General features: G+C 36.8%; 27 protein-coding genes. 12 read left to right on the plus strand and 15 right to left on the minus strand.

Translation table 11 applies throughout. The annotated features are described in order from the left end of the window. Position 1: 1 nt before the first annotated feature. On the minus strand, positions 2–928 hold the full coding sequence (locus tag AC1RFD_RS15455) for a helix-turn-helix transcriptional regulator (protein WP_048391799.1): 927 nt from the start codon (positions 926–928) through the stop codon (positions 2–4). A 555-nt stretch (positions 929–1,483) separates the two neighbouring features. On the opposite strand from AC1RFD_RS15455, the gene AC1RFD_RS15460 reads away from it, so the two are divergent. Continuing rightward, a complete protein-coding gene (locus AC1RFD_RS15460) occupies positions 1,484–2,605 on the plus strand; it encodes a response regulator (RefSeq protein WP_492475047.1) in 1,122 nt (373 codons plus the stop codon). 48 nt (positions 2,606–2,653) lie between these two features. On the opposite strand, the gene AC1RFD_RS15465 is transcribed toward AC1RFD_RS15460, so the two are convergent. Next, the gene (locus tag AC1RFD_RS15465) at positions 2,654–3,301 is read right to left on the minus strand and encodes a response regulator (protein ID WP_115674050.1); all 648 of its coding nucleotides are present in this window, start codon (positions 3,299–3,301) and stop codon (positions 2,654–2,656) included. Between the two features lie 12 nt (positions 3,302–3,313). Further along, positions 3,314–4,429, minus strand: a complete 1,116-nt coding sequence (locus tag AC1RFD_RS15470; RefSeq protein WP_054548662.1) for a GAF domain-containing sensor histidine kinase — start codon at positions 4,427–4,429, stop codon at positions 3,314–3,316. A gap of 188 nt (positions 4,430–4,617) precedes the next feature. Here AC1RFD_RS15470 and AC1RFD_RS15475 point away from each other — a divergent pair, with 188 nt between their 5' ends. Continuing rightward, positions 4,618–5,043 (plus strand): disulfide formation protein C, encoded by a 426-nt coding sequence (locus AC1RFD_RS15475; protein WP_221681116.1) that lies wholly within the window; start codon positions 4,618–4,620, stop codon positions 5,041–5,043. A 54-nt stretch (positions 5,044–5,097) separates the two neighbouring features. Then, the gene (locus tag AC1RFD_RS15480; protein ID WP_259420066.1) at positions 5,098–5,937 is read left to right on the plus strand and encodes an RluA family pseudouridine synthase; all 840 of its coding nucleotides are present in this window, start codon (positions 5,098–5,100) and stop codon (positions 5,935–5,937) included. Positions 5,938–5,979: 42 nt separating this feature from the next. Here the strand turns inward: AC1RFD_RS15480 and AC1RFD_RS15485 are convergent, their stop codons facing one another. Together AC1RFD_RS15485 and AC1RFD_RS15490 are read right to left on the minus strand one after the other, a co-directional pair. Beyond that, complete coding sequence (locus tag AC1RFD_RS15485; protein ID WP_281217497.1) at positions 5,980–6,810, minus strand: aldo/keto reductase; 831 nt, start codon at positions 6,808–6,810, stop codon at positions 5,980–5,982. A 79-nt stretch (positions 6,811–6,889) separates the two neighbouring features. Next, complete coding sequence (locus tag AC1RFD_RS15490; protein ID WP_004230831.1) at positions 6,890–7,060, minus strand: hypothetical protein; 171 nt, start codon at positions 7,058–7,060, stop codon at positions 6,890–6,892. Positions 7,061–7,451: 391 nt separating this feature from the next. Between AC1RFD_RS15490 and AC1RFD_RS15495 the strand changes: the two genes are divergently transcribed. Then, complete coding sequence (locus AC1RFD_RS15495) at positions 7,452–8,297, plus strand: VOC family protein (protein ID WP_492475048.1); 846 nt, start codon at positions 7,452–7,454, stop codon at positions 8,295–8,297. 37 nt (positions 8,298–8,334) lie between these two features. Here the strand turns inward: AC1RFD_RS15495 and trmL are convergent, their stop codons facing one another. Next, entirely contained in the window at positions 8,335–8,808 is a 474-nt protein-coding gene (gene trmL, locus AC1RFD_RS15500; RefSeq protein WP_004230835.1) for a tRNA (uridine(34)/cytosine(34)/5-carboxymethylaminomethyluridine(34)-2'-O)-methyltransferase TrmL, read from the minus strand. A gap of 184 nt (positions 8,809–8,992) precedes the next feature. Next, complete coding sequence (gene queG, locus AC1RFD_RS15505; protein ID WP_281217499.1) at positions 8,993–10,123, minus strand: tRNA epoxyqueuosine(34) reductase QueG; 1,131 nt, start codon at positions 10,121–10,123, stop codon at positions 8,993–8,995. 59 nt (positions 10,124–10,182) lie between these two features. Here queG and AC1RFD_RS15510 point away from each other — a divergent pair, with 59 nt between their 5' ends. The 3 genes from AC1RFD_RS15510 (at position 10,183) to AC1RFD_RS15520 (ending at position 13,281) form a co-directional block, all read left to right on the plus strand. Then, positions 10,183–10,872, plus strand: a complete 690-nt coding sequence (locus AC1RFD_RS15510) for a B3/B4 domain-containing protein (protein WP_048391818.1) — start codon at positions 10,183–10,185, stop codon at positions 10,870–10,872. A gap of 15 nt (positions 10,873–10,887) precedes the next feature. Continuing rightward, a complete protein-coding gene (locus AC1RFD_RS15515) occupies positions 10,888–11,397 on the plus strand; it encodes a hypothetical protein (protein ID WP_048391820.1) in 510 nt (169 codons plus the stop codon). A 297-nt stretch (positions 11,398–11,694) separates the two neighbouring features. Beyond that, complete coding sequence (locus tag AC1RFD_RS15520; RefSeq protein WP_259949891.1) at positions 11,695–13,281, plus strand: catalase; 1,587 nt, start codon at positions 11,695–11,697, stop codon at positions 13,279–13,281. Positions 13,282–13,323: 42 nt separating this feature from the next. On the opposite strand, the gene AC1RFD_RS15525 is transcribed toward AC1RFD_RS15520, so the two are convergent. Together AC1RFD_RS15525 and AC1RFD_RS15530 are read right to left on the minus strand one after the other, a co-directional pair. After that, positions 13,324–13,725: a cytidine deaminase gene (locus AC1RFD_RS15525; protein WP_259949892.1), complete on the minus strand. Its 402-nt coding sequence runs from the start codon at positions 13,723–13,725 to the stop codon at positions 13,324–13,326. A gap of 14 nt (positions 13,726–13,739) precedes the next feature. Beyond that, positions 13,740–14,645, minus strand: a complete 906-nt coding sequence (locus AC1RFD_RS15530; protein ID WP_328023555.1) for a S66 peptidase family protein — start codon at positions 14,643–14,645, stop codon at positions 13,740–13,742. Positions 14,646–14,766: 121 nt separating this feature from the next. Between AC1RFD_RS15530 and AC1RFD_RS15535 the strand changes: the two genes are divergently transcribed. Further along, complete coding sequence (locus AC1RFD_RS15535; RefSeq protein ID WP_259949894.1) at positions 14,767–15,666, plus strand: DMT family transporter; 900 nt, start codon at positions 14,767–14,769, stop codon at positions 15,664–15,666. 20 nt (positions 15,667–15,686) lie between these two features. On the opposite strand, the gene nagB is transcribed toward AC1RFD_RS15535, so the two are convergent. Next, positions 15,687–16,400 (minus strand): glucosamine-6-phosphate deaminase, encoded by a 714-nt coding sequence (gene nagB, locus AC1RFD_RS15540; protein ID WP_279496157.1) that lies wholly within the window; start codon positions 16,398–16,400, stop codon positions 15,687–15,689. A gap of 186 nt (positions 16,401–16,586) precedes the next feature. On the opposite strand from nagB, the gene AC1RFD_RS15545 reads away from it, so the two are divergent. Next, positions 16,587–17,333: an arylamine N-acetyltransferase family protein gene (locus tag AC1RFD_RS15545; RefSeq protein ID WP_112116655.1), complete on the plus strand. Its 747-nt coding sequence runs from the start codon at positions 16,587–16,589 to the stop codon at positions 17,331–17,333. A 38-nt stretch (positions 17,334–17,371) separates the two neighbouring features. On the opposite strand, the gene AC1RFD_RS15550 is transcribed toward AC1RFD_RS15545, so the two are convergent. Further along, positions 17,372–18,457, minus strand: a complete 1,086-nt coding sequence (locus AC1RFD_RS15550) for an S-layer homology domain-containing protein (protein ID WP_066038294.1) — start codon at positions 18,455–18,457, stop codon at positions 17,372–17,374. An 82-nt stretch (positions 18,458–18,539) separates the two neighbouring features. Further along, positions 18,540–18,899: a VOC family protein gene (locus tag AC1RFD_RS15555; RefSeq protein WP_048391834.1), complete on the minus strand. Its 360-nt coding sequence runs from the start codon at positions 18,897–18,899 to the stop codon at positions 18,540–18,542. 176 nt (positions 18,900–19,075) lie between these two features. Between AC1RFD_RS15555 and AC1RFD_RS15560 the strand changes: the two genes are divergently transcribed. The 3 genes from AC1RFD_RS15560 to AC1RFD_RS15570 are packed head-to-tail and all read left to right on the plus strand — an operon-like array spanning position 19,076 to position 21,186. Continuing rightward, a complete protein-coding gene (locus tag AC1RFD_RS15560) occupies positions 19,076–19,672 on the plus strand; it encodes a TetR/AcrR family transcriptional regulator (protein WP_259420063.1) in 597 nt (198 codons plus the stop codon). Further along, positions 19,673–20,374: an SGNH/GDSL hydrolase family protein gene (locus AC1RFD_RS15565; protein ID WP_288585625.1), complete on the plus strand. Its 702-nt coding sequence runs from the start codon at positions 19,673–19,675 to the stop codon at positions 20,372–20,374. It begins immediately after the preceding gene. Between the two features lie 2 nt (positions 20,375–20,376). Further along, positions 20,377–21,186 (plus strand): SDR family NAD(P)-dependent oxidoreductase, encoded by an 810-nt coding sequence (locus AC1RFD_RS15570; protein ID WP_112116659.1) that lies wholly within the window; start codon positions 20,377–20,379, stop codon positions 21,184–21,186. Positions 21,187–21,226: 40 nt separating this feature from the next. Here AC1RFD_RS15570 and AC1RFD_RS15575 read toward each other — a convergent pair whose 3' ends face one another. From AC1RFD_RS15575 to AC1RFD_RS15585, 3 genes are all read right to left on the minus strand, one after another. Then, the gene (locus tag AC1RFD_RS15575) at positions 21,227–21,901 is read right to left on the minus strand and encodes an ABC transporter ATP-binding protein (RefSeq protein ID WP_319839585.1); all 675 of its coding nucleotides are present in this window, start codon (positions 21,899–21,901) and stop codon (positions 21,227–21,229) included. A gap of 2 nt (positions 21,902–21,903) precedes the next feature. Further along, on the minus strand, positions 21,904–22,935 hold the full coding sequence (locus AC1RFD_RS15580; RefSeq protein ID WP_048391852.1) for an ABC transporter permease: 1,032 nt from the start codon (positions 22,933–22,935) through the stop codon (positions 21,904–21,906). Between the two features lie 207 nt (positions 22,936–23,142). After that, positions 23,143–24,015, minus strand: coding sequence for a GNAT family N-acetyltransferase (locus AC1RFD_RS15585; RefSeq protein ID WP_048391844.1), 873 nt, complete (start codon positions 24,013–24,015; stop codon positions 23,143–23,145). Positions 24,016–24,041: the final 26 nt, after the last annotated feature.

The raw sequence follows: 24,041 nt of genomic DNA on the forward strand, positions 1-24,041 counted from the left end.
ATCAATTATTTAGATTTTTATATAATTGAACAATTTCTAAAGCTCGTTTTTGAATAATATCTCTTATATAAAGTGGTTCCATAATTTTAATGCGATGCCCAAAGCTTAACAAGAAACCATAAAGCCATTCATCTTCGGGTATAGATATATAAATCATGGATTGTTCATGGTCTATATGTTCTGCACCAAAGGATTCCTCCACTAATGTTGTAATGTCTTTATCAAAAGAAATGACTAAATCGACTACGTTTTGTGGTCGATGCCATTCTTTACCCCAAGGGAGTTCACTTAAATTCACTTCCTTACGCTCAAAGGTAGAATCAGCTTGAAGCAAATGTTTCATTCGCGCAAGCTTAAATAAACGAAAGTCCTTTCTTAATGTACAATAGCCATACAAATACCATATCTTCCCTTTTTGAACAATTGTATGTGGTTCGACTATTCGGCTTGTTTGTTCACCATAAGTAGTAGAATAATGAAAGCTTATGCAACGATTATTCTCTATAGCTGTCTTGAGCGTCGTAATAAGCTCTTTAAAGAGAGCGTTTGGTCCCCATGGACTAAGATCAACAAATAGATGGTCCATCGATTGTTTTACATGATCATCAGCAATACTCGTTATTTTCTCGAGCACGGCTTCAGCGTGGGAATCTTCATAGGTAGTCAAAGCACTTTTAATCGCAATAGAAAGTGACGTGAGCTCATCCTTCGTCAACACTTGCCTATCAACACGATAACCATCGATTAAACTAATGCCACCATTTACACCTTGCTGACTAATAACAGGTACACCAGCACAGCTCAATGTTTCAATATCTCGATAAATGGTACGAATCGAAACATTAAATAACTCTGCTAATTCCTGTGCCTTAACCTTTTTACGGTTGATTAATATCATCGTCATGGTTAGAAGTCTTTCTAATTTCATGGTAAAATCTCCTTTCTTGCCATCCCATTTTTCCTATATATACTTCTATTTTAATTAATAACCTATCTTTTTAAGTATTTTTTAAGTACTTTTTGAGTATTTTTTAAGACAAATGTACTATAATAACGCCTAATTATTGTTACAACAATTATACTATTTTAACAATAAAAGAAAAAACAAGGCTTATGCCCATATGCAACTTTCATTAACAATACTATGTTGTTTCATTTTTGTATAAGAATAGTTTGATTTTAACGCCTAAGCAATTATTTCAATTCTCTTAACACAAACTAAAAAACTTTTTTCTTCTATATAATGAACGGCGAAATTTTCTTTGAATGGATTTGACGCGATGTGATAAACACATCGGGATTCATTGACTCTCACCCGTGAAAGAACTACACCATAAATTGCTTTTTTCTGGCATCAAATTTTTAATAGAAAAGTTGAGTGATTTTCACTTTTCTTGCCCTTCACTATATATAGGAAGCCTTTTCACCCAAAATGAACTAGAGTTTAATGTTTTTAATTTAATTGTATAAAGGAGAGTTTGATGTGATTCGAGCCGTTTTAATAGACAATGAACCGTTAGCTTTACACTATTTTCAAAATAAACTACATGCCTTTCAACAAATACAGGTGATGCAAACCTTTACAAGCGTAGAAGTATTTCTGAATGAACTACCAACTATGGAATTTGAGGCTATCTTTTTAGAAGTAAAACTTCAAGAATTATCAGGACTTGAAGTTGCTGATATTATCAAAACGGAACGTCCACAAGTCAGTGTAATTTTCATTACCGCCTATCATGAATTTGCATTACAAGCCTATGAAATTGGCAGTCTCGACTATGTATTAAAGCCTATCAGTCATGCCCGTTTAGAAAAAACTGTAGCCCGTATTGAGCATGAATTTTCAATTCAGCAAATGCTTCAACAGGCTACACAAACTGTCTTAACTGTACAATGCTTCGATCAATTTGCCGTCTATAGTAACAATAGTTTAGTGGCATTTAAAACAGAAAAGACAAAAGAATTGTTTGCTTATTTTATTTTGCATCCAAATATACCGATTCATCGAGATTATTTAATTGAAATTCTATGGCCAGATTTAGATTATGTACGAGCCAAATCAAATCTTCATACAGCTCTATCTTATTTAAGGAAAACTCTAAATACAATTGGCTACGAAAACTGTATTGTCTTTTCAAATAAATACTATATCTTCGAAAAACCAAATATCGTATGTGATTTATACGATTTTCAAAAACTTCATGAGGATTTTTCAAGACTTGAATTTCCTTCTATTTCTTTGATTAATCAATGTCTTTCTATTTATAAGAATGGCTTATTTATTTTTGATGATTATGAATGGTCAACTGCCTATAAAGATAAATTAATGAAATCATACATAGAGCTATTAGAAAAAGGGTTTCAAACAACGGTCTTTTCAGATACTGATAGAGCTATGGAATTTTTACATGCATTAATAGAGTATGATCCCTATAATGAACAAAAACTTGAGCACTATTTATATACGTTAATACAGGCAGGGCTTCATGAACAGGCACTCAAAATTTTCCAAACATATACGCAAAGACTAGAGGAAGATTTAGCACTAACACCTAGCTCTACATTATTAGAGATATCTAAAAAATTATTTGTTCAACATAAATAATGTAAAAAACGGCGAGTGCTTCTATGTGAGTAGAAGCTCGCCGTTTATTTACATCCCACTACCTTCAGTTAGCCCGTGCTTAACAGCATACAGCGCTGCCTGTGTACGGTCTTGTACTTGTAGCTTTGTAAAAATATTTGAAATATGGGTTTTCACCGTTTTTTCTGTGACAAAGAGTGAGGATGCAATTTCCCGATTACTCTTTCCTTTTGTAAGCTCTGCTAGCACATCCTGTTCACGAGGTGTCAGCGGATTTAATAAATGGGGTGCATTCTGAGACTCCTGGCGATCCATTTCAAGCGTTGACGTTGCTTCAGGATGTAGAGTGTTTTCACCACGCATAATACGACGAATGGATAAGACCAATTCATCTGGCTCAATATCTTTTAACTGATAGCCTGCCGCTCCAGCCTCCATTGCTGGAACCACATGATCTCGATCAGAAAAGCTAGTAAGCATTAAAATTTCTATTTGTGGAAACTTCGCTTTAATGCGTTTAGTCGCCTGGATGCCATCCATTTCAGGCATGACTAAATCCATTAAAATAATATCTGGTTGAATGCTTTCTGCTAATGCAACAGCTTCGTGCCCATTTTTGGCCTCTCCAACAACCTCAATATCCTTTTGTGTCTTTAAAAAAAACAGTAGTCCTCTACGCACCACGTGATGATCGTCTGCAATTAATACACGTATCATGTCCTCTCCCCCTTAATATGGCAAGCGGATTAGCAGCTCCGTACCTTTGCCAATTTCACTTACCCAGTCGGCAGTCCCACCCACTGATTTTGCACGATCCTTGATAGATTGTAAGCCCATCGAAAGTAACTTTGTATTGTTATCAATGACAAAGCCTCGACCCTCATCACGAATAACCAACAAAATATCTGTTGATGTAACAGTAATATACAATGCTGCCTCTAATACACCTGCATGGCGACGTACATTATTTAACGCCTCTTGGGCTACGCGAAATAATGTTTCTTCAATACGTGAGGGAAATTGCAATACGCCTGAAACTGTAACATGTAGTTTTAAGCCAAGCATTTCAGCGTATACTTTCATGGCCTCAAGTAAACCATTTTCCAATCCTTTAGGTCGCAATTGCCAAATTAACGCACGCATCTCTGTAAGTGCATCTTGTGTTAAATGCTGAATCTCTTTAAATGTTTCTTTCACTTCGCAATCATCCGTCATTTCAATGCCAGCCCTAGCTGTTAACGTAACCGAGAATAGTAGTTGATTAACTGAATCGTGTAAATCACGAGCTAGGCGATTACGTTCCTTCACAAGTGCCATTTCCTGCTCCTGCTTTGTCAGTAAAATTCGCTTAATAGCTGACCCCATCTGAAAGGCAACTGATTCTAATAAAGCAAGCTCCTCCTCTGAAAAGCGTACTGTATCCTTAGATGCGACATTTAATACGCCAAAACGTTCTTGTCCAGATTGAAGGGGTACTGTCGCATGATGCGTGATTCCTTCATGATCCCCAACATTTGCAGCTATGGCACTTTCAATACGCTGACACTCGATAATATTGGAGGCTTTTTTTAGCTCTTCATTACGATAACGCGATACACACCAACAACCGCCCTTTTTTAAATAATGGCAATTGTTATATTCCAATGCCTCTGGTAGATTTTCATGGACAACAAGTTCTGAACGCCCCTTTGCATCAATAAAAAAAATCCAGCCTGTTTCAAAATTGGTGCCATTTAAAAATTTGATGAGCGCACCTTTTAGCATTGTGACAATTTCAGTTTCTTCATTTAATAGTTCAGCAATCTCTTTTAAAATACTGATATTGGAATGCTCATTCTCCCTCACGAAAACACCTCTTCTTTAGCATTACTATTGTTAATGATACCATTAAGCTATTGAAAGCGTCTGCTTCCACCGTTCATACTTTAGACTGAAATTCATCACATACCTTATTTTGTGTAAGTTGATTTACATATAAAACTAGAACCACTATAATCGAACAAGGACATGGTTTTATGAAGGGAAGATTGAATATGTCTAAAAAAGAAGAAAATGGCTTATTATTTATTTGGATTGTTTCTGCTATAGCAACACTAGGTTCGTTATATTTTTCTGAGATTCGTCATTATGAACCTTGTAAATTATGTTGGATTCAACGTATTTTTATGTACCCAATTGTTATAATGACGACAGTAGCATTTATACAAAAAAATGCACGTATTGCTGTCACAACTGCTGTATTTTCTGTGATTGGCGGCTGTATTTCACTTTACCATTACGGAATTCAAAAGCTTAGCTTTTTAGCTGAAAATGCCCCCTCCTGTGGCGCAGTTTCTTGTACAGGACAATATATTAATTGGTTAGGCTTTATTACTATTCCGTTTTTAGCATTAACTGCATTTATTTTAATCGCAGGGGCAAGCTTTTATTTAATCAAAGCTTCTAAAGCTGCAAAATAATCGGAAGACCGTGTTCTACCTTTGGAATACGGTTTTTTCTACGGAGGAAGATCTATGTTTCATTATGAAATTGCTGAAGATAACTTAAGTGTGGAAGAATTGCTACGTAATCATTGGCGACTCGGTAAAAAACTCGTTCATGAATTGCGTATGGCCAAAGCCATCACATTGGCAAATGATGAGCTGGTTCAATGGAATACACCTTTACAAACTGGAACAATAATCAAATTTACGTTTCCTGTTCCAACTTCTAGCTACAAACCAACACCTGTATGTGCTATTGATGTAGTCTATGAGGATGACCATTGTTTAATCGTATCAAAGCCAAAAGGTATGGCAACACATCCTAATGATGCTCGTGATACACATACATGTATGAACCATGTCATGGCACATATCAAAGAACAGGGTGGCATTTATGCTGAACATGTTCATCGTCTTGATAAAGGGACACAGGGCTTATTACTAGTAGCAAAGCACCCTTTAGCAAAGTCCATTTTCGATCGAATGATTGAGGAAAAAACCATTATTCGTACGTATGCAGCAGAGGTGCAAGGTAACTTACGAACGTCTTCTGGAACGATTGCTGAACCAATTGGCAAAGACAGACACCATGCCACAAGACGTGTTGTGTCCAAAACTGGACAGCATGCTGTAACACACTATGAAGTGGTGGCGCGTTACAAAAATTCCTGTGTCGTTCATCTCATACTTGAGACTGGGCGAACACATCAGATCCGTGTGCATTTAGCCTATATTGGCCATCCAATTATTGGGGATACAATGTATGGTGCACGAGAAACAGTAAGTGATGACTACGAACTACATGCCATTCAATTAGAATTTGACCATCCTTTTTTAAATAAACGTATTATCGTCAAGGACGAGCAATAAGAAAAATCCCGCCTCTATAGGAGTGCGGGATTTATTCTTTTTTTAAAAATCAAATTTAAAATGATCAGGATCTTGTCCAAATCGTTGGTTACGATTTAATGTTGCCATTTTCTCCATTTGATCTTGGGTTAATTCAAAATCAAAAATCTGTGCGTTTTCCTCAATTCGGCTCGGTGTTACGGATTTGGGAATAACGAGTGTATCATTTTGTAAATGCCAACGCAGTACTACCTGAGCAGGGGTTTTATCGATTTCTTTCCCAATCTCCATTATGGTAGGATCAGCAAGTACACCACCACGTCCTAGTGGAGACCATGCAGTAACAGCAATTTGGTGTTCACTACAAAATGCCCTTAATGGCTGCTGTTGTAAATATGGATGTACCTCCACTTGATTAACCATCGGTGCAGTATTTGCCTTAGCCAATATTTTTTCTAAATGATGCTCATGATGATTCGATACACCTGTTGAGCGAATTAATTTTTCATCGTAAAGGCGCTCAATAGCTCGATATGTTTCTTCAAATGTTTCAGGGACAGCCCAATGTGTTAAATATAAATCTAGGTAATCCATATTTAAATTCTTTAGCGAAACCTCAAAAGCACGTAATGTTGCATCATATCCTTGGTCATTATTCCATACTTTTGTTGTAACAAAAATATCTTCACGACGAATGCCTGAATGACGAATAGCTTCTCCTACTTCTACCTCATTCCCATATAAGGATGCTGTATCAATAGCTCGATAACCGTATTGAAGTGCTTTATCAATAGCCTGTAATGTTTCCTCACGTTCTGTCATTTTGTAAACACCTAAGCCAAAACGAGGCATTTCTACACCATTTGATAATGTTTTCGTTGATTGTAAATTCAAAAAGCACAACCCCTTTCTTATCCTCGTTCCATTATACAAAAAATTGGATTTAAGAAAAATAAAGCGGCTGGTTTATATACTACTTTTTCTTCTGTTCAACATCTTCCAATTGAATTGGATCAGCGATTCGCTCATCCTCCGCAAGCTCTAGACCATCACGTAAATGCTCCATCTGCTTGCCCAAATCTTTTAATTCTTTCATATCTCTCACCATTGTCCCATTTTCAATATTTGGCACCTTTTTTTCCATACTAATCACCTCACTTTTAGTTTTCCCGATATCAAGCTGTTTGAACCATTTCTGACATATTTTATTCTGCTATGTCGTTTCATTTTTAAAGTAGATAGGCTATACTAAAAAGAGATTTCTTTATAACATGAGGAGGGTTACTTCCATGAAATTATTATTAATCATTGGTGTAACAGTTGCTTTCTTAACAGCTATTTTCACTGCTGGATACGAAGGCGACTACAAAGCTGACAAATAATATCTCAAGAAAATCACTAAGCTTTTCGAAAAGCTTAGTGATTTTCTTTTTTTGTGGAACAATAGAAATACTTGACTTTCCTTTATTTTTAAAATAAACTAACTTACATAAAGTAACTTAATGAAAAAAGATAACTATTTGGAGGTATTCAAAATGCATTTTCATGAAAAACCAAACACCTATGTAACGAATGTTGAAATAAAAGTGAGTGATTTACACCGCTCTTTAACCTTTTATCAAGAAATTATTGGCTTTAAAGTGTTACAACAAGATTCACATAAAGCTATGTTAACTGCCGATGGAGAAACAGCTCTATTAACTCTTGTTCAGCCTAAAACCGTAGAAGATAAGCTTAGCATGACGACAGGACTTTATCACTTCGCCCTATTATTACCTAGTCGACGTGACTTAGCTAATGTTATTTCTCATTTTCACGAAAAAGGTGTGTACCTTGGGGCTTCTGATCATGCTGTAAGTGAAGCACTCTATTTAAATGATCCTGATCATAATGGAATCGAGATTTATGCAGATCGTCCTGAAAGTGAATGGACATGGCATAACAATCAGGTGCATATGGTGACAGAACCACTCAATATTCGTTCTATTTTAGAAGTGGGCGATGGCAACTGGCTTGGTCTGCCTGCTGGCACAGTAATGGGCCATATTCATTTATCGGTCTCTAACTTGGCTGAAGCCGAGCAATTTTATACAAAGGGATTAGGTTATGATATTGTCACACGCTACGGGTCCCAAGCATTATTTATTTCTACAGGCCGTTACCATCATCATATCGGCTTAAATACTTGGCACTCAGAGAATGCACCAAAGCTTGGAAAAAATCAAGTTGGCTTAAAAACGTTCTCATTGCGTTTAGATAACGAAGAACAAGCGGCAACTATGAAAGATAATCTTCGTGGTATAGGTGCACCCGTTACGGAAATCGTCGGAGGGTTCCAAACAGAGGATCCTGCGGGGAATGTTGTGTTATTAAAGTTTTAATATTAAAAAGCAGTTCTCACAAGCGGAGAACTGCTTTTTAATGTAACCCTGGATATCCTTGTTGACGTAATGCCTCATAAATAACAATTGCAGCGGTATTGGACAAATTAAGTGATCGCACATGATCACTTTGTGGAATACGTAAACACATATCTCGGCGTTCATAAGCAAAGTCCTTCGGCAAACCTGTAGTTTCTTTTCCGAACATAAAATAAATATCTCGGTCTTGATCACTAAAATCATTTTTCGTAAACGGCTCATCACTGTATGTTTCGATTAAATAAACATCTCCATTTTTAGAGTACTCTATAAAATCCTCAAGTGAATCATGATAGACAATATTTACACTATGCCAATAATCTAAGCCCGCCCGTTTCAGCATTTTATCATCCGTTGAAAAACCTAGCGGACGAATTAAATGGAGCGATGTATTAGTACCCGCACAGGTACGTGCAATATTCCCCGTATTGGCTGGTATTTCTGGTTGATATAAAACGATATGCAATGGCATAACGACACACTTCCTTATTAAAAAATTCTTTAAGATGACTCTTTAAAAAGTTAACGAAGCCTTCCTCTTTTGGAGCGACTCTTCTCACAATTAGAGCGGATCCCCTCTCAATCATAGGAACTCCAAGCAATTGATTTCATCCCTACATTAAACTGTAGTTAGTCAATTGCTTCTACATCCAACACTACTTAAAAAACTGCAACCCTTTATAAATTTCACTTCGCACTTCTTCGTCCTGCTCTGTAGCTTCTGCTTCATGTAAGGCAGTTTGTGCAGTATTCCCGCCAATCTTACCCAAAGCCCATGCGGCTGTGCCTCGAATGACAGGACGGTCATCTTTATGAAGTAGAGCAATCAAATCTGGTATGGCGGCTTCCTCTTTAAAATGAGCAAGTGCCAAGATGGCATTACGCTGGATAGGCTTTTTTCCACGCCATGAGCCTGAAACATGACCAAATCTCCCCTTAAATTCCCGATTAGTAATCGTTAAAAGCGGTGTCAATAATGGTTTGGCTAGCTCAGGATCTGGTATAAATTCTTCATGAATCCAATTAATTTTCCCTTTATTTTTAGGACATACTGTCTGGCATGTATCACAGCCATAGAGTCGATTACCGATATGACTACGAAACTCATCTGGTAATGTACCCTTCGTTTGAGTCAGAAAAGCAATACAACGCTGTGCATCCAATTGTCCACCTTGAATTAAGGCTCCCGTTGGACAAACATCCAAGCACAGTCGACAATCTCCGCATTCATCTTCCATTGGCTTATCTGGCGCAAATGGAATATTTGTAATGAGCTCTCCTAAATACACATAGGAACCAAATTCAGGCGTTATAATCGAGCAATTTTTTCCGCTCCACCCAATGCCTGCACGTTCAGCTACCGCCCGATCTACAAGGGCTCCTGTATCAACCATTGATTCAATACGTACACCTTTGACATGTTCCTCAAGCCAAGTGGATAATAGCTTTAAACGCTCACGTAATGCTGTATGATAATCGACACCCCATGAAGCACGGCAGAAAATTCCACGTCGCGCACCCCTTTTACCAATTGGTGCATTTTGCATACGTGAAGGGTAAGCCACAGCTATCGCTACTATACTCTCTGCTTCATCTAGTAATTGAAGGGGTTCTGTACGTTTTTGAATATCACTTTCTTCAAATCCAGACTGATAGCCAAGCTCCTGCTGGCGACGCAATCTGTTTTTTAATTCTGTAAAGGGAGCTGCTGTTGTAAAACCTATTTTATCAACACCAATGGACATCGCATATGCCACAAAATCACGTTGTAGGTCGTGTATGTTCATTTTATTTCCAACTCCTTACATGGTACAATATTAGAAATAGATAAAGTAGGTGATGTTCATTGGAAATTTCCATTAACCCAACTCTATTAACACAACATCCCGAGCTAAAAATCGGCATTATTCATTATACCAAAATTGTTGTAGCAGAATCCCCTCAAATGATTAAAGGGCGTATGCAATTGTATCAGGAAAATCTTTTTCTTGAAATGCAGGAACTTCCTGTAACACAGCGTGAGGGGATCGCAGAATGGCGACAGATTTGGAAAAAGCTTGGTGCTGATCCAAATCGCTATCGTCACTCAGCAGAAAGCCTTATGCGTCGAATTAGTAAGCAAAACTATTTAACGCCAATTCATTCAGGTGTTGATTTAAATAATTTCTTTTCACTTCAATATGAAATGCCAATTGGGCTATATGATGTTGCTCAAATCAAAGGGTTTGTAACAATTGATCTTGGTCATGACGAGATTGGTTATGAAGGTTTGAATGGGCGCTTTAACACATTAGAAAATATTCTGTATAGTCGTGATGAGGTAGGAGCATTTGGCTCACCTTTTGTTGATTCTAAACGCACAGCTGTCACAGAGGAAACAACTGATGCGTTACATATTTTTTATTTCCGCCCTTCCTTAACAAATGATGCAGCGAATGAACTGCTAGCGTCAGCTGGGAAAATGTTTAATCAAATTCATGGCGGACATTATCAAATCGCAATTATATCAAATGATGTACCATCTATAACACTATAAAAAGGACGTGTTTTCGTGATTAATCTTGCAGAAGCTGTTAAACTAAAAAGTATTTTAGGAAAGAAAACTCAAGAGCTAGTAAACGAACTACATCGCAGTGCCTTTGTAACAGTTGAAAAGGGACAAGCCCCTAAAACAAGTAATCGAGCACTCCCCCTTATTGAAGCTGACTTAGCCCAAGTTCGTCTAGATACTCGTACATTAGACCGCCTCGTTTACGAAGCAAACATCCAAAACACAGTAGACTTTAAAGGTCAAAAGCTAGCACTAGTAGAAGCCATCGAACTAGCAACACAACTTCGTGCCGAGGCTGATATGTGTAAAGATTTCAGTATGCGAGAAAAAGAGAGTGTAAGATTTGGCTATGGCGAAAATACAATGTTATATGAAATTGCTTTGTATGAGCCAGATGAATATAGAGAACGAGCTACAAAGCTTGAAAAAGATGCACATAAGCTATCTAATCTTATTAATTCAAAAAATTACAGTATTCAAATTAACTTTGACGATTCCCGTTATTTCTAGACTCGGGACGGTGAGACTCCAACCCGAGTTGGATGTGCTGTTTTCAAATCTAGCTTTTCAGCTAATTAGTTAAAAACCAATAACAAGTTACCTGTTACTGTATGACCGATGACTAATGACCAACTATAAGCAATGGCCATACTCAAAACAACTTGATTCCATTTGAAAACGCCATCCAGGGCTCTCCTACATTTATGTATGGAGAGCTTTTTTAAGTAGTTCAAAGGGATAATTTGGATGACTAGTTTGCCCCTTTCAAGGACAAAATGGAAGTATCTATAGGAAAGGGGTCATACTATGACACAGCAAGATGATGCAACACATGAGCAAGATATGACATTGACCAACAGACAGGGACATCCAATTACCAACAATCAAAATTTGCGAACAGTCGGTAATCGAGGTCCTGCAACATTGGAAAATTATGATTTTCTAGAAAAAATGAGTCATTTTGACAGAGAGCGAGTTCCAGAACGGGTTGTGCATGCTCGTGGAGCTGGAGCACATGGGTATTTTGAAACCTATGGTGTTGTTGGCAATGAACCTATCTCTAAGTATACACGTGCAAAAGTCTTTCAGGATAAAGGGAAAAAAACACCTGTCTTTGTGCGTTTTTCAACTGTTATACATGGTGGTCACTCCCCAGAAACATTGCGTGATCCCCGCGGTTTTGCAGTAAAGTTTTATACAGAGGATGGCAATTGGGATTTAGTGGGCAATAATTTAAAGATCTTCTTTATTCGTGATGCGCTCAAATTTCCAGATATGATTCATGCTTTTAAGCCTGATCCCATTACTAATATTCAAAACGTTGAACGTTTTTTTGATTTTTGTGCTAGCTCACCAGAAACCTTCCATATGGTAACATTCGTTTACTCTCCTTGGGGGATTCCAGCAAATTATCGTATGATGCAGGGCTCTGGGGTTAATACGTACAAGTGGGTGAATAGTGAAGGCAAGGCAGTCCTTGTCAAATATCATTGGGAACCGCTACAAGGTATTAAAAATTTAACACAAAAAGAAGCAGAAGAAATCCAACAGAAAAATTTCAATCATGCTACACAAGATTTATATGATGCTATCGAACGTGGAGACTTCCCCGAATGGGAGCTACATGTTCAAATTATGGAGGATGGTTCACACCCTGAGCTTGATTTTGATCCATTGGATGATACAAAACTTTGGCCAAACGATCAATTTCCATGGTATCCAGTTGGCAAAATGGTGTTAAACAAAAACCCTGAAGACTATTTTGCTGAGGTGGAACAGGCTACTTTCGGGACAGGGGTGCTTGTTGATGGCTTAGACTTCTCTGATGATAAAATGTTACAAGGTCGTACTTTCTCTTATTCTGATACACAACGCCATCGTGTAGGCGCCAACTACTTACAGCTTCCAATTAATGCACCAAAAAAACGTGTAGCGACCAATCAACATGGTGGGCAAATGATGTATAAGCGTGATTTGGCACCTGGACAAAATCCACATATTAATTATGAGCCATCCATGCTGAATGGATTAAAGGAAGCAACACAAGCTGGTAAAGAATATACACCATACATTGAAGGGAACCTTGTTCGTGAATCGATTGATCGTCAAAGTAATACGAAACAGGCTGGTGAAACTTATCGTAACTTTGAACAGTGGGAACGCGAAGAACTTCTTAAAAATTTAATACGTGATCTATCGGTCTGTCATGAGGATATTCAAAATGCCATGATTGCTTTGGCACAAGAAGCCGACGAAGAATATGGTCGCTTACTCAAGGAAGGTTTGCACAACGCTAAAAAAGATTCCTCTGCATCAAAACCACTTGGCAATATCAATGGTGATCAAGCACCTCAAGATGCCATGAATAAAGGACACGATGCTGAGCCTTATTAACGAAGCTAAAAAGACATTACATTTTTTGTAATGTCTTTTACTTTATTGTTCATATGCTTTATACCAATGATAAGGTTGAATTTCCTTTAATGATTTAAATACCAATTCTCCATCTGCATTCGTAATCGCTGCCATTACATTTTCTCCCCAATAAAAAAGTCTTTCCTGACAGACTCCACAGGGTGTCAGCACTACAAATTTAGATGTTTCATCTTCCCTAGCAACACAAATCGAATGCGTAACTTTTGTATTCAATTTATGTGCCTCTAAAATAGCACCTGTTTCCATACATAATTCAGTAGCAGCATTCATTACCTCGGGTGCGACACTTGTTAAAATTTGCCCATCCGCGGTATATAAGGCTGCAGCTCCTCCCCATCCAGTGGGATATCTTTTTTCTGCTAGTGCAACCGCAGCTTCATACAGTACTTTTTCAATATCCATATTTCCTCTCCCTATCATACATGCACACCTGGTAATATTTTCAACACCCTTTCCTGTGCGTCTAAAATTGCCTCTGTTCCTAATGGAATGGCTATATTCGTTGTTTCATGTCCGAACTTAAAACCTGCCACGACTGGTATTCCTAAATCTGCAAAATACTCCTTCATTAACGAATGAAGTGCTTCTTCATCAGATCCTGTCTGTGTAAATGAACCAATAACGACTCCTGCTAATTGCTCAAATTTCCTTGCTTGTTTTAAATGCTGAAGCATTGAGTCAATAACTGGTATTGTTTCATTTACATCCTCTATTAATAAAATCCTACCTTCAGTTCTCACTTCAAATTTGGTACCTAGTGTGCTGACAAGACGATAAAGATTTCCTCCAATCATTTCACTACGTGCGACGCCCCCTGCAATCGTTGTTAGCGGAGAAATTGCCTCTGTATACTGAATTTCCATAGGGGAAAATAGCTGTAAAAACATTTTCTTTGATAAATCATCCATCTTATTAGCTGACATCAGCATTGGCCCATGAAATGTCACCATATTGGCATACTCATTAATCGCACAATGTAAATATGTAACATCAGAAAAGCCCCAGAAAATTTTAGGATTTTCTTCTATTAAAGCATAATCAATTTTATCAGCAATTCTGGCAGAGCCATAGCCTCCCTTTACACAAAAGATTGCTTTCACTTCTGGGTTTTTTACCATCTCATGAAAATCAGCTAGTCTGATTTCATCACTTCCTGCCAAATATTCATGTTTTGCATGAATCGTATCACCCACAATATAGCGAAGACCCAATTCGTCCAAAAAAGCTACTGCTTCTCCTAGTTTTTCAGGCTCTACAAGACTTGAAAGTGCAACAACACCGACTAAATCTCCCTTTTGTAAACATGGTACGGTACTTTTCACAGTTATTCCTCCTCTTGTTGTCCTTATTTTAGCATAGCAAAACTTCAGAGGCATTGATTATTGCTATACTGACTGCCTATAATTAACTTTACTATTTAATTAATAAAGGGGTTAAAGCATCTTGAAAATTCCACCATATCTATTATTAGTACTCGCAACTCTTTTATGGGGTGGTAATTTTGTTATTGGACGTGCCGTTAGTGAAGATATCCCTCCCCTAACACTTGCCTTTTTACGCTGGTGCGTCGCATTTATTATCTTTTTTCCCATTGCATTTCACCAATTAAAACGTGAATGGCGGTTACTGAAAAGACATTGGTTTATTGTCATCATTCTTTCATTAACAGGTGTTACAGCATTTAACACACTTGTTTACATTGGATTACATTACACAACGTCCATTAATGCATCTTTAATGAACTCTTCTACGCCCATAATGATTTACATACTTTCCTTTATTTTTTTGAAGGAAAAACTATCAAAATATCAGTTAATAGGGACCGTTCTATCACTGAGTGGAGTTGCCTTTATTATAATGGGTGGCTCTTTTACAAGGATTGTCGATTTTACTTTCAACAAAGGGGATTTAATTGTAATCGCAGCAGTATTATGTTGGAGCATATATTCATTACTCATTAAACAATATGCAACTCGCTTACCAGGGCAGTCTACCTTTCTAGTGACGATTGGACTTGGGGCTATGATGTTATTTCCTTTTTCTCTCTATGAAACACTGTCTAGTGCAACAGCAATTCATTGGGAATGGTCAACCTTTGCTGCTATTTTATATGTTGGTATTTTTGCCTCTATCATTGCTTTTCTCTGCTGGAACAGTGGTGTTATACAGCTTGGAGCGAACAAGGCAAGTATTTATTTAAATTTCATTCCTGTTTTTGCCTCCATTTTTGCCGTCCTTTTTCTTGATGAGAAATTGCATTCATTTCAGCTTATAGGTGGACTAGCGGTTGTTGCAGGAGTTATTCTATCAGGAAAAACAAATAAGCGAAGACTTCAACCCTAAGAAGTCTTTGCTTATTTTTGCTAATTCGTACCACCATAAATTACTGTAACATTAGGATGGTTTAATAATTGGCTTGCTGGGAATTCTTCTGTAATATGACCACTTTTCAATTTCTCAATCGCCGCGAGCTTTTTTTCACCAAAGGCAATGAGAACGATTTCCTTTGCTTTCATTATGGAGTGGATGCCCATTGTAATGGCATGTGTTGGTACTTCAGATGGATCATCAAAATAAATAGCATTTTCTGTTCTTGTTGACTCTGTTAGCTCCACAATATTCGTCTTGGCATCAAACGATGCGCCTGGTTCATTAAAAGCAATATGTCCATTTACACCGATTCCTAGAAGCTGTAAATCAATGCCTCCTGCTTCTTCAATGCGCTTATCATATGCAGCACATTCTTCAGCTAAATTGGCTGCCTGTCCATTTGGCAAATAGACATTTTTCGGCTGTATATCCACAAAATTAAATAAATTCTCATGCATAAATGTAAAGTAGCTTGCTGGACTTGATTGCTCAATGCCAACATACTCATCCAAGTTAAAAGTTTGTACTTCCTTAAAAGATAAATGGCCAGCTTGGTGTCGTGCCACTAATTCTTTATACATGCCTACAGGTGATCCACCAGTTGCTAAACCTAAAACACTATCAGGTTTCTCTTGGATTTGTTTTGAGAAAATAGTAGCTGCCACTTCACTCATTTCCTCATATGTATTCACTTCTATCCATTTCATTCTTTATACGATACCTACCTTACCATTAATATTATTAACTAATATGTAAAATATTTCACTTTATAGTAGCTAATATATTAATCTTACTAGTTATTTAGCTATTTTTCTATCATTTCCTACTTCAGTTTATGCGTGTAATCTAAGACTATTTCGGTTATGTTATTAATAAGGAAGTGAGGCGATTTTATGAATGAACAGATTCAGCACTATTTACAGTATATTCAATTTCAAGGAACGTTAGAGCCATCTATTCAACTACTTGGACAACTACAAACTAAACATCTATTAACCATTCCCTATGAAAATTTAGATGTTGCCTTGAATCGTGGTATCTCCTTCGCTATTCCTGATATATTTAAGAAAATAATTATTGATAAACGTGGTGGCAATTGTTTTGAATTAAATATCTTATTCAGCTGGCTTCTACGAGAGCTTGGCTTTTCTGTCACCAATCGTTATGCCCAGTTTTGGCGCAACGTAGCGGAAAATACCCCTCCAGAGGAAATTCCTATGCATCAATTATTACTAGTAAATATGAGTGGACAATACTATATCTCGGATGTAGGTGTCGGTGCATTAGCACCCTGTAAACCAGTGCCACTGATTGCTGGCTATCAACACCGTGAAGGTAAAGAGTTATATAAAATAGATTATGATGAAGCGAATGGTTGGATGCTGTTGGAACAAGCTAAACATAGTTGGCGTTTGCTTTATAGTTTTCACGACGATGCCAATGATGCAAAATTTGCACCACGACTTTCCAAGCAAAAAAATAAAATTGCTATGATTCGAACCATTGGTGGCCGTCATACCATGATGAACAACGAATTTAGAATTTATGAAGGACAATCTTTAACTACCTATACAACAAACACTGAGAAGGAATGGCTGCAAGCTCTACAGCGTTTTTTTCATATCTCTGTACAACAATAAGGAAAGCAAGTCCATCGGTGGCTTGCTTTCCTTTTACATTATTTCATTGTCCTATTGAGCAATTCAAACACAACTATGTCATTGTGTAGCTCTTTAACTAAACCTATATCATCTACAAAGTAATAAGTTTTCACTACATCACTAAATTCTGACCTTTTCTCGACTATAACCACGCCCGTATATTGCACATCACCAGCTTGTACCGTACCATCAGTAGATTTTACAGTTACTCGTTCCCCTGCTGAAACCCCTGGATCATCTTCATGTAAAACAACACCTATTCTAAGTGGAAGTTCTATATATAAATCATAATGTGTGTTAGCTTCACTAGAAATTGCTTGTCCGTATGCACGATCATGACCATATAAAAGCTCATCAGAGATAGTTTGTCCTGTACTTACATTTTTGACTGTCCATACATCATTTTTACCGTCGTGTTGCTGATATTGATAGTTTAAAGTATAACGCTTATTGTCACTTAAAGAATAATAGGCATACGTATATTCAAATGCGGGGTCCCTTAGCAAGTTAGGTTTAGAAAGAGTCATTGCTCTCGCTAAAAACGCTGAGAAATGGGCGCGTGTAACAGGGTCATTAGGTTTAAACGAACCATTCTCATAGCCCCTTACTAAATGATTATGGGCCAGTGTTAAAATTTCTTTATAACCTGGTGTCTGCTTACTCACATCTGTAAAATAATAAGGATCTGAACCTTTTAATTGAAAGGCCCTATTTAGCACAATCGCCATTTCCCCCCTAGTAAGCGGTGCATCTGGATGAAATTTATGGGCAGTATCAAATATACCTTTATTTTGCACAGCCGCAATTTCTTTATAAAATTTATGAGTGGTTGTTACATCTTGATAGTTTGGATTTTGCACATGGATCGTGTTTAATCCTAAAGCACGTGTTAGCATTACAGCTACTTGTGCTTTCGTAATAAAATCATTCGGCTTGAACAAGTTATTCGAATACCCTTTCGCAATATCCTGTTCTACTAAATAATGAATTTCCGTCGTTAATGTATCATCCGTTAGATCGATAAAGCTGGCTGCCTGCACTTCCTTCGGTAATATACCAATCGTTATCAGGATCAAACATACTAGCTTCAATATGTTCTTCACATTATCCCTCCTCCTTCGATTCTATACCCATAAAGACGTACCCATATGCTTAAAATGAAAAAAGCCTCTATTAAAAGAGACTTTATTCGTTATTTTTATATTGAATTAATCCAATTCCTATTCCAGTCGGATCGACCAAATAAGCTAGATAGAAATCATCAAACGCCATTTTGTCACGCAAAATAGTAGCACCATTGTGTTTTGCCTGTGCAATGACTTCGTCAATTGCCTCCACTTCAATTTGAATTCTTGTACCATGCGGAAAATCGCTTGGTCCTTTACCAATGCCACCATTAATTCCAGCTTTGTCTTCATTCCCAGTCATAACTGCCCAATAATCCCACTTTGGAGCTGCCACCTCCCAGCCAAACACTTTACTATAAAAAGCTGCCGCTTTCTCCGGTTCCTGACTATTTAATTCAAAGCCAATCACTTTTCCCATACATATACCCCCTCATTTTTAGCATAACAAATAATTCAACAATTAATTGGAATTCCCTTCCTGCAACTTTAGAAATTTGACAATATTCCAAATAAAAAATTTATGTATTTAATTAGTTAGAAAATTATGTATAATTAAATTAGAACGATTGTTCAAATCATTAAAGGAGTACAACATTGAGTAAAAGACGCTATGACAGTGACAAGGCAAAGATTGAGATTATCAAACATGCCATCCAATTATTTTCTCAACATGGCTATAATCAGACATCTGTTGGTGATATTTCAAAAGCCTCTGGTTATAGTAAAGGACATATTTATTATCATTTCGAAAATAAAGAAAAGTTATTTGTGCTTTTGGCGCAGCAATCGATGAAAAATTGGCATGACAAATGGTTGCAACAAGAATCTTCATACACCACATCAACAGATAAATTGTATGGTATGGCCATGCATGTCCTCTATGAGTATCAAACACCCTTACTAAAGTCAGGTCAGGAACTGGCATCTAATCCCAAATCAAGTCCTGATTCAATACAACAGTTATACAATTTAGCTATTACGCCAATGAATGCTTATCGAGCAATTCTTCAAGAGGGCATCGACCAAAACGAATTTGTTCATGGCAATGTAGATACATGGACCGTCTTACTTGGCACATGGCTAGGTGGATTATGTCAGCTGACCAATACTCATAACTTGAAATCATTAGAACCACTCTTTCAACAGGCAATAACGATTTTCTTAAAAGAAATTAAAAAAGGTGGGGTTTAAATGAAAGTAGGTTTAATAGGTGATAGCTTAACAGAAGGTCGTCCAGGCGTTTCATTTTATGATCTCTTGAAACATCAATATCCTCATATTTCATTCGATAATCTTGGAAATCCAGGCGAGACGATTAAAAGTTTATTTACTCGCTTGGAAAAAATGCCGCTCCAATCTTCCTATGATCTCCTTATTCTTTGGATAGGCGTCAATGACGTCTATTCAAAATTATTAAAGGTGCAAGCACAGCCTGTGGCGAAGGATCACATTGAATTCGAAGAGTACTGCCTCAAGGTATTAGAGAAAGCACATGACGCTTCCAAAAATGTTGTATTAGTATCTCCAGCATTAGTAGGAGAAGATCTTCAAAATCCCTCTAACAAAGAAATAACACAATTAACGTCTGTTATGGAGTCTATTTCATTGAAATCTGGCAATGTTTATTTTGTAAATATGCAAAATCTCTTTAAAGAGCATTTAGAACATTTGGAGTGCTCAAGCTTTATTAATACGAATGTAATAAGAGTCCTACTGGATGTTTTATTTTACAAAAGTCCTTTACGTATCGATAAATTATCTCAAAAAAGAGGGCTACATGTAACTTTAGATGGTGTTCATTTGAATAGTAAAGGTGCTGATTTAGTGGCACAGCAATATAGCTCTATCATTGAACTTTATAAAGTCGAAGGAGACAAAATTGGGAGGTCCTAAAGATGAGAAAGATTGCTGTTGTTACTGGCGGTGTATCAGGGATAGGAAAGGCTATTTGCCAAGAATTAATTGCTCGACATATATTTGTCATTATCGCTGATATTCAAGATCATGAGGGTCGTGTGTTAGAAGCAGAGTTAAATAAGGATATCGCCCATGTAAAATTTGTACATTTAAATGTAACCGATTACAAAAATGTAGCTTCTGTCATTCATGATGTATTTGAAGAATTTCACCGTATAGATTACCTGTTTAATAATGCTGGTATCGCTATGTATGGGGAGATGGGTGAAATGACTATTGAGGATTGGAAGGAAATTATGGCCATTAATTTATGGGGTGTCATTTATGGGACTCAAATAGGCTACCCACTTATGAAAAAACAAGGTTTTGGTCATATCGTCAATACCTCCTCTGCTGCAGGGTTAGGACCTTCTCCTTTTTCTACTGCATATGCTACTACCAAACATGCTGTTATAGGACTAACAACCTCTCTACACTATGAGGCTGAGGAATTCGGGATTAAGGTGAGCACTTTATGTCCAACGTTTGTGGATACACCAATTTTCGATAATGCAAAGGCGATTCATATGGATAAATCCATTATCACCAAACAATTAAAGCAGCAAAAAATGATCTCACCTCAGCGAATTGCAAAAATGGCTATAGAGGGTGTTCATCAAAATAAACCTATCATTTGTCCAATGCCAATGCGCAAAACACTGGATGTTGTTTTTACTATTTTTCCTTTTTTACACAAAGCGTTAATGAGAATGGTTTGTAAAGTGAGTCGTAATGCACGTTTAACCTAATGTTTCACAAGGCTCCCTACTAATGGGAGCCTTGCTTATTTTATAATACGACACCATCGCTCATTTTAATAATACGATCTGTATATGCCAACATTTCTTCGTCATGCGTCACTAATAATGTTGTTATATTTAAAGTTTTTGTTAATGTTCTTAATAACAACATAATCTCTTTAGAGCGCTGTGAATCTAAACTAGCCGTTGGTTCATCAGCAAACAATACTTTCGGTTGATGAATAATAGCACGTGCAATTGCTACACGTTGCTTCTCTCCCCCTGACAAGGAGGAAGGATAGGCAGTTTTACGATGTTCCATTCCAACTAACTCCAATAGCCGATTGACTTCATATTTCTGTTCATTCTTTTTTAATGGAGATTCAGCTACATCTAGCATTAATAGCAATTGTTCCTCCACTGTCAAAAAGGGAACGAGATGTGCAAATTGAAAAACAAAACCGAATTTACTTGCACGTAATTTTCGTACCTGGTCGGTTTTCATCGTCGTAAGATTCTGCTCTTCAAATAACACTTGCCCATCTGTTGCTTGTTGTAGTCCTGCAGCGATCGTTAATAATGTACTTTTCCCAGAGCCAGAAGCACCTACCAATGCTGTAATCTCTCCTTCATTTAAAGAAAGATTGATGCCCTTTAAGATCTCTTCCTCGACTTCACCATTCTTAAACGTTTTTCGTACTTCATCAATTGTAAATAACGTCATGATTAAGCCTCCCCTTGCTGTATTGCTTGTAACGGTTCAATTTTTTTAATTTGCATTCCTGACAAGGTCGCACCAATAAAGCCTATGAGGAGGAATACAACGGATAACTGTGTTGTAGTGCCTATTGTTAAAGTGAATGGCATCCCCTTAGGAGCAACTATATTAAATAGCTGGCTAAGACTGACAGAAACCACAAGTGAAAAGATTGTAATAATAGCCATCTGTGTCCAGATCATTTTAAATAGCTTACTTGTTTTTAATCCAATCGCTTTTAAAATACCATACAAGCCAATTTTTTGCACATTCATCATATAGAAGAAAATAGCAAACAACATCCCACTAATGACAACTAAGAACCATATAATCATATTTAAAGATAATTGTTCCGCATTATAACTAGGGATAGTATTGAGAAACTCTTTATTGCTATATGCTTGCAATCCCTTAATATCATTTGGCTCACTATTTGGTACAAAAATTAATTGTTTATCAGCTACCCGATACATCTCCTGATAAGCCTCTTCACTAATATAAGCAACGGGAGCATGGCTATATTTTTTTTGCTCTACAAAACCTTTTACAATGAACTTTCCACTGTATTGATTATTCGTTAATATATCTCCAACTTGTATTCCTTTATCTTGTAGTGAGCTATCCAAAAGCACCTCGTCTTGATGCACATTGCTAAAAAGTGTAGATTCCGTTGATGTCACAAAGGCTACACTTTGTTGTTTATCATCCTGATCATTTAAAAAGCCCATCTGGATCGAAAAAGCTACTGCCTCTTTTTCTTTACTTATGACTTTCTGTTGCAGGTCGCTATCGATTCTTGAAAGATTAAACGTGCCATCCGCATCCTCAGCCATATAAAATTGACCCTTCGGTAAATCCTTAATTAAAGCTGCATTATCCTGTGACAGACCATTTGCTAAACCCGAGATAATAAACGTTAAAAAACTAACTAGGAAGATAATGGAGCCCAAGATTAAAAACCGTACTTTATTCTTCTTCATTTCTTTCCAGGCAAGATTCATCACTAACCCCTCCATTTCTTTGATTACTCCTAGCTTAAAATTGTTAAATGAACAGAGCATGAACTAATCGTAAAAATTTAGAGATTATATAAAAAGCCGCTCTATAAAGACATTTTTATCCCATAGAGTGGCTTCTTTTTTGAATCTTATTTATCTTTACTTGCTAAAATCCCTCGCCTTGAATGAATTGATATTTTTGATTTCTAATCACGGTCTTAATATTTTATACGAACTGTGAATTTCAATTGTAGTATGAATATAGGATCTAAAATAACTCTTAAAGAATTTCAATACCTTTTCATCTTCATTTCTTACATCAAAACAAGCATACGGTATATTTAGTTGAATTTGATTTTTAATAACCTCGCCCAGTAAAGGTCTTAAAATATAATGATTTCTTCTATCTTCTTTAATAAAGAGGGAAGTAATAAATAAATGTTCATTATTCACATTTGTACTTAATATCCACCCGATGATTTCCTCTTTGTAGTAAACCCAAAAACTCGTTTGTGGACTAGCTTCACCAAATTGAAAATCCTCTAAGGGTGATAAATGCTTAGGATACCAATCAACATTGCGTAACGACTCCAGTTCCGCTTCATGAATTTGATTCAACGCTTTAACAGAGATGTCTTCTGGAAATGTGTTTTTTTCGATCCATTTTTCTTTGCTCATATCTTTCACATTAATCATAAAGTGAGTTTTGTCTAAAATTGGTGGAGTCCACGATTGCTTTCTTAATGTGTATTTTACATTCGGACTAGTTTCAGGAAAAACATTTGTATATAAAACATTTGCGCCTTTTGATTTTAGTTCTTTTTCGGCAAATTTTAGTAGTTTTTCTTCTATGTTTTTATTTTTAAACTTATCTCTAACATTTACTGAGTAGACGACGCCCATTCTGTCTAACTCTTTGTATTCCGCCAATATTGCTCCGAGAACTTCACTATTTTTATCAACTGAAACGCCTAGGACAAACGAGTCATTGTTTAGGTCATTAAATAAAAAGTCACCTTTAATATTTTTAAAATGCAGTAATACTTCATTAACTTGGGTTTCATTTATTCTTTGGATTAGCATGATTTTTACCTTCTTAATGAAAATAG

It is taken from the genome of Lysinibacillus sp. GW823-FHT02G10 (assembly GCF_058797135.1).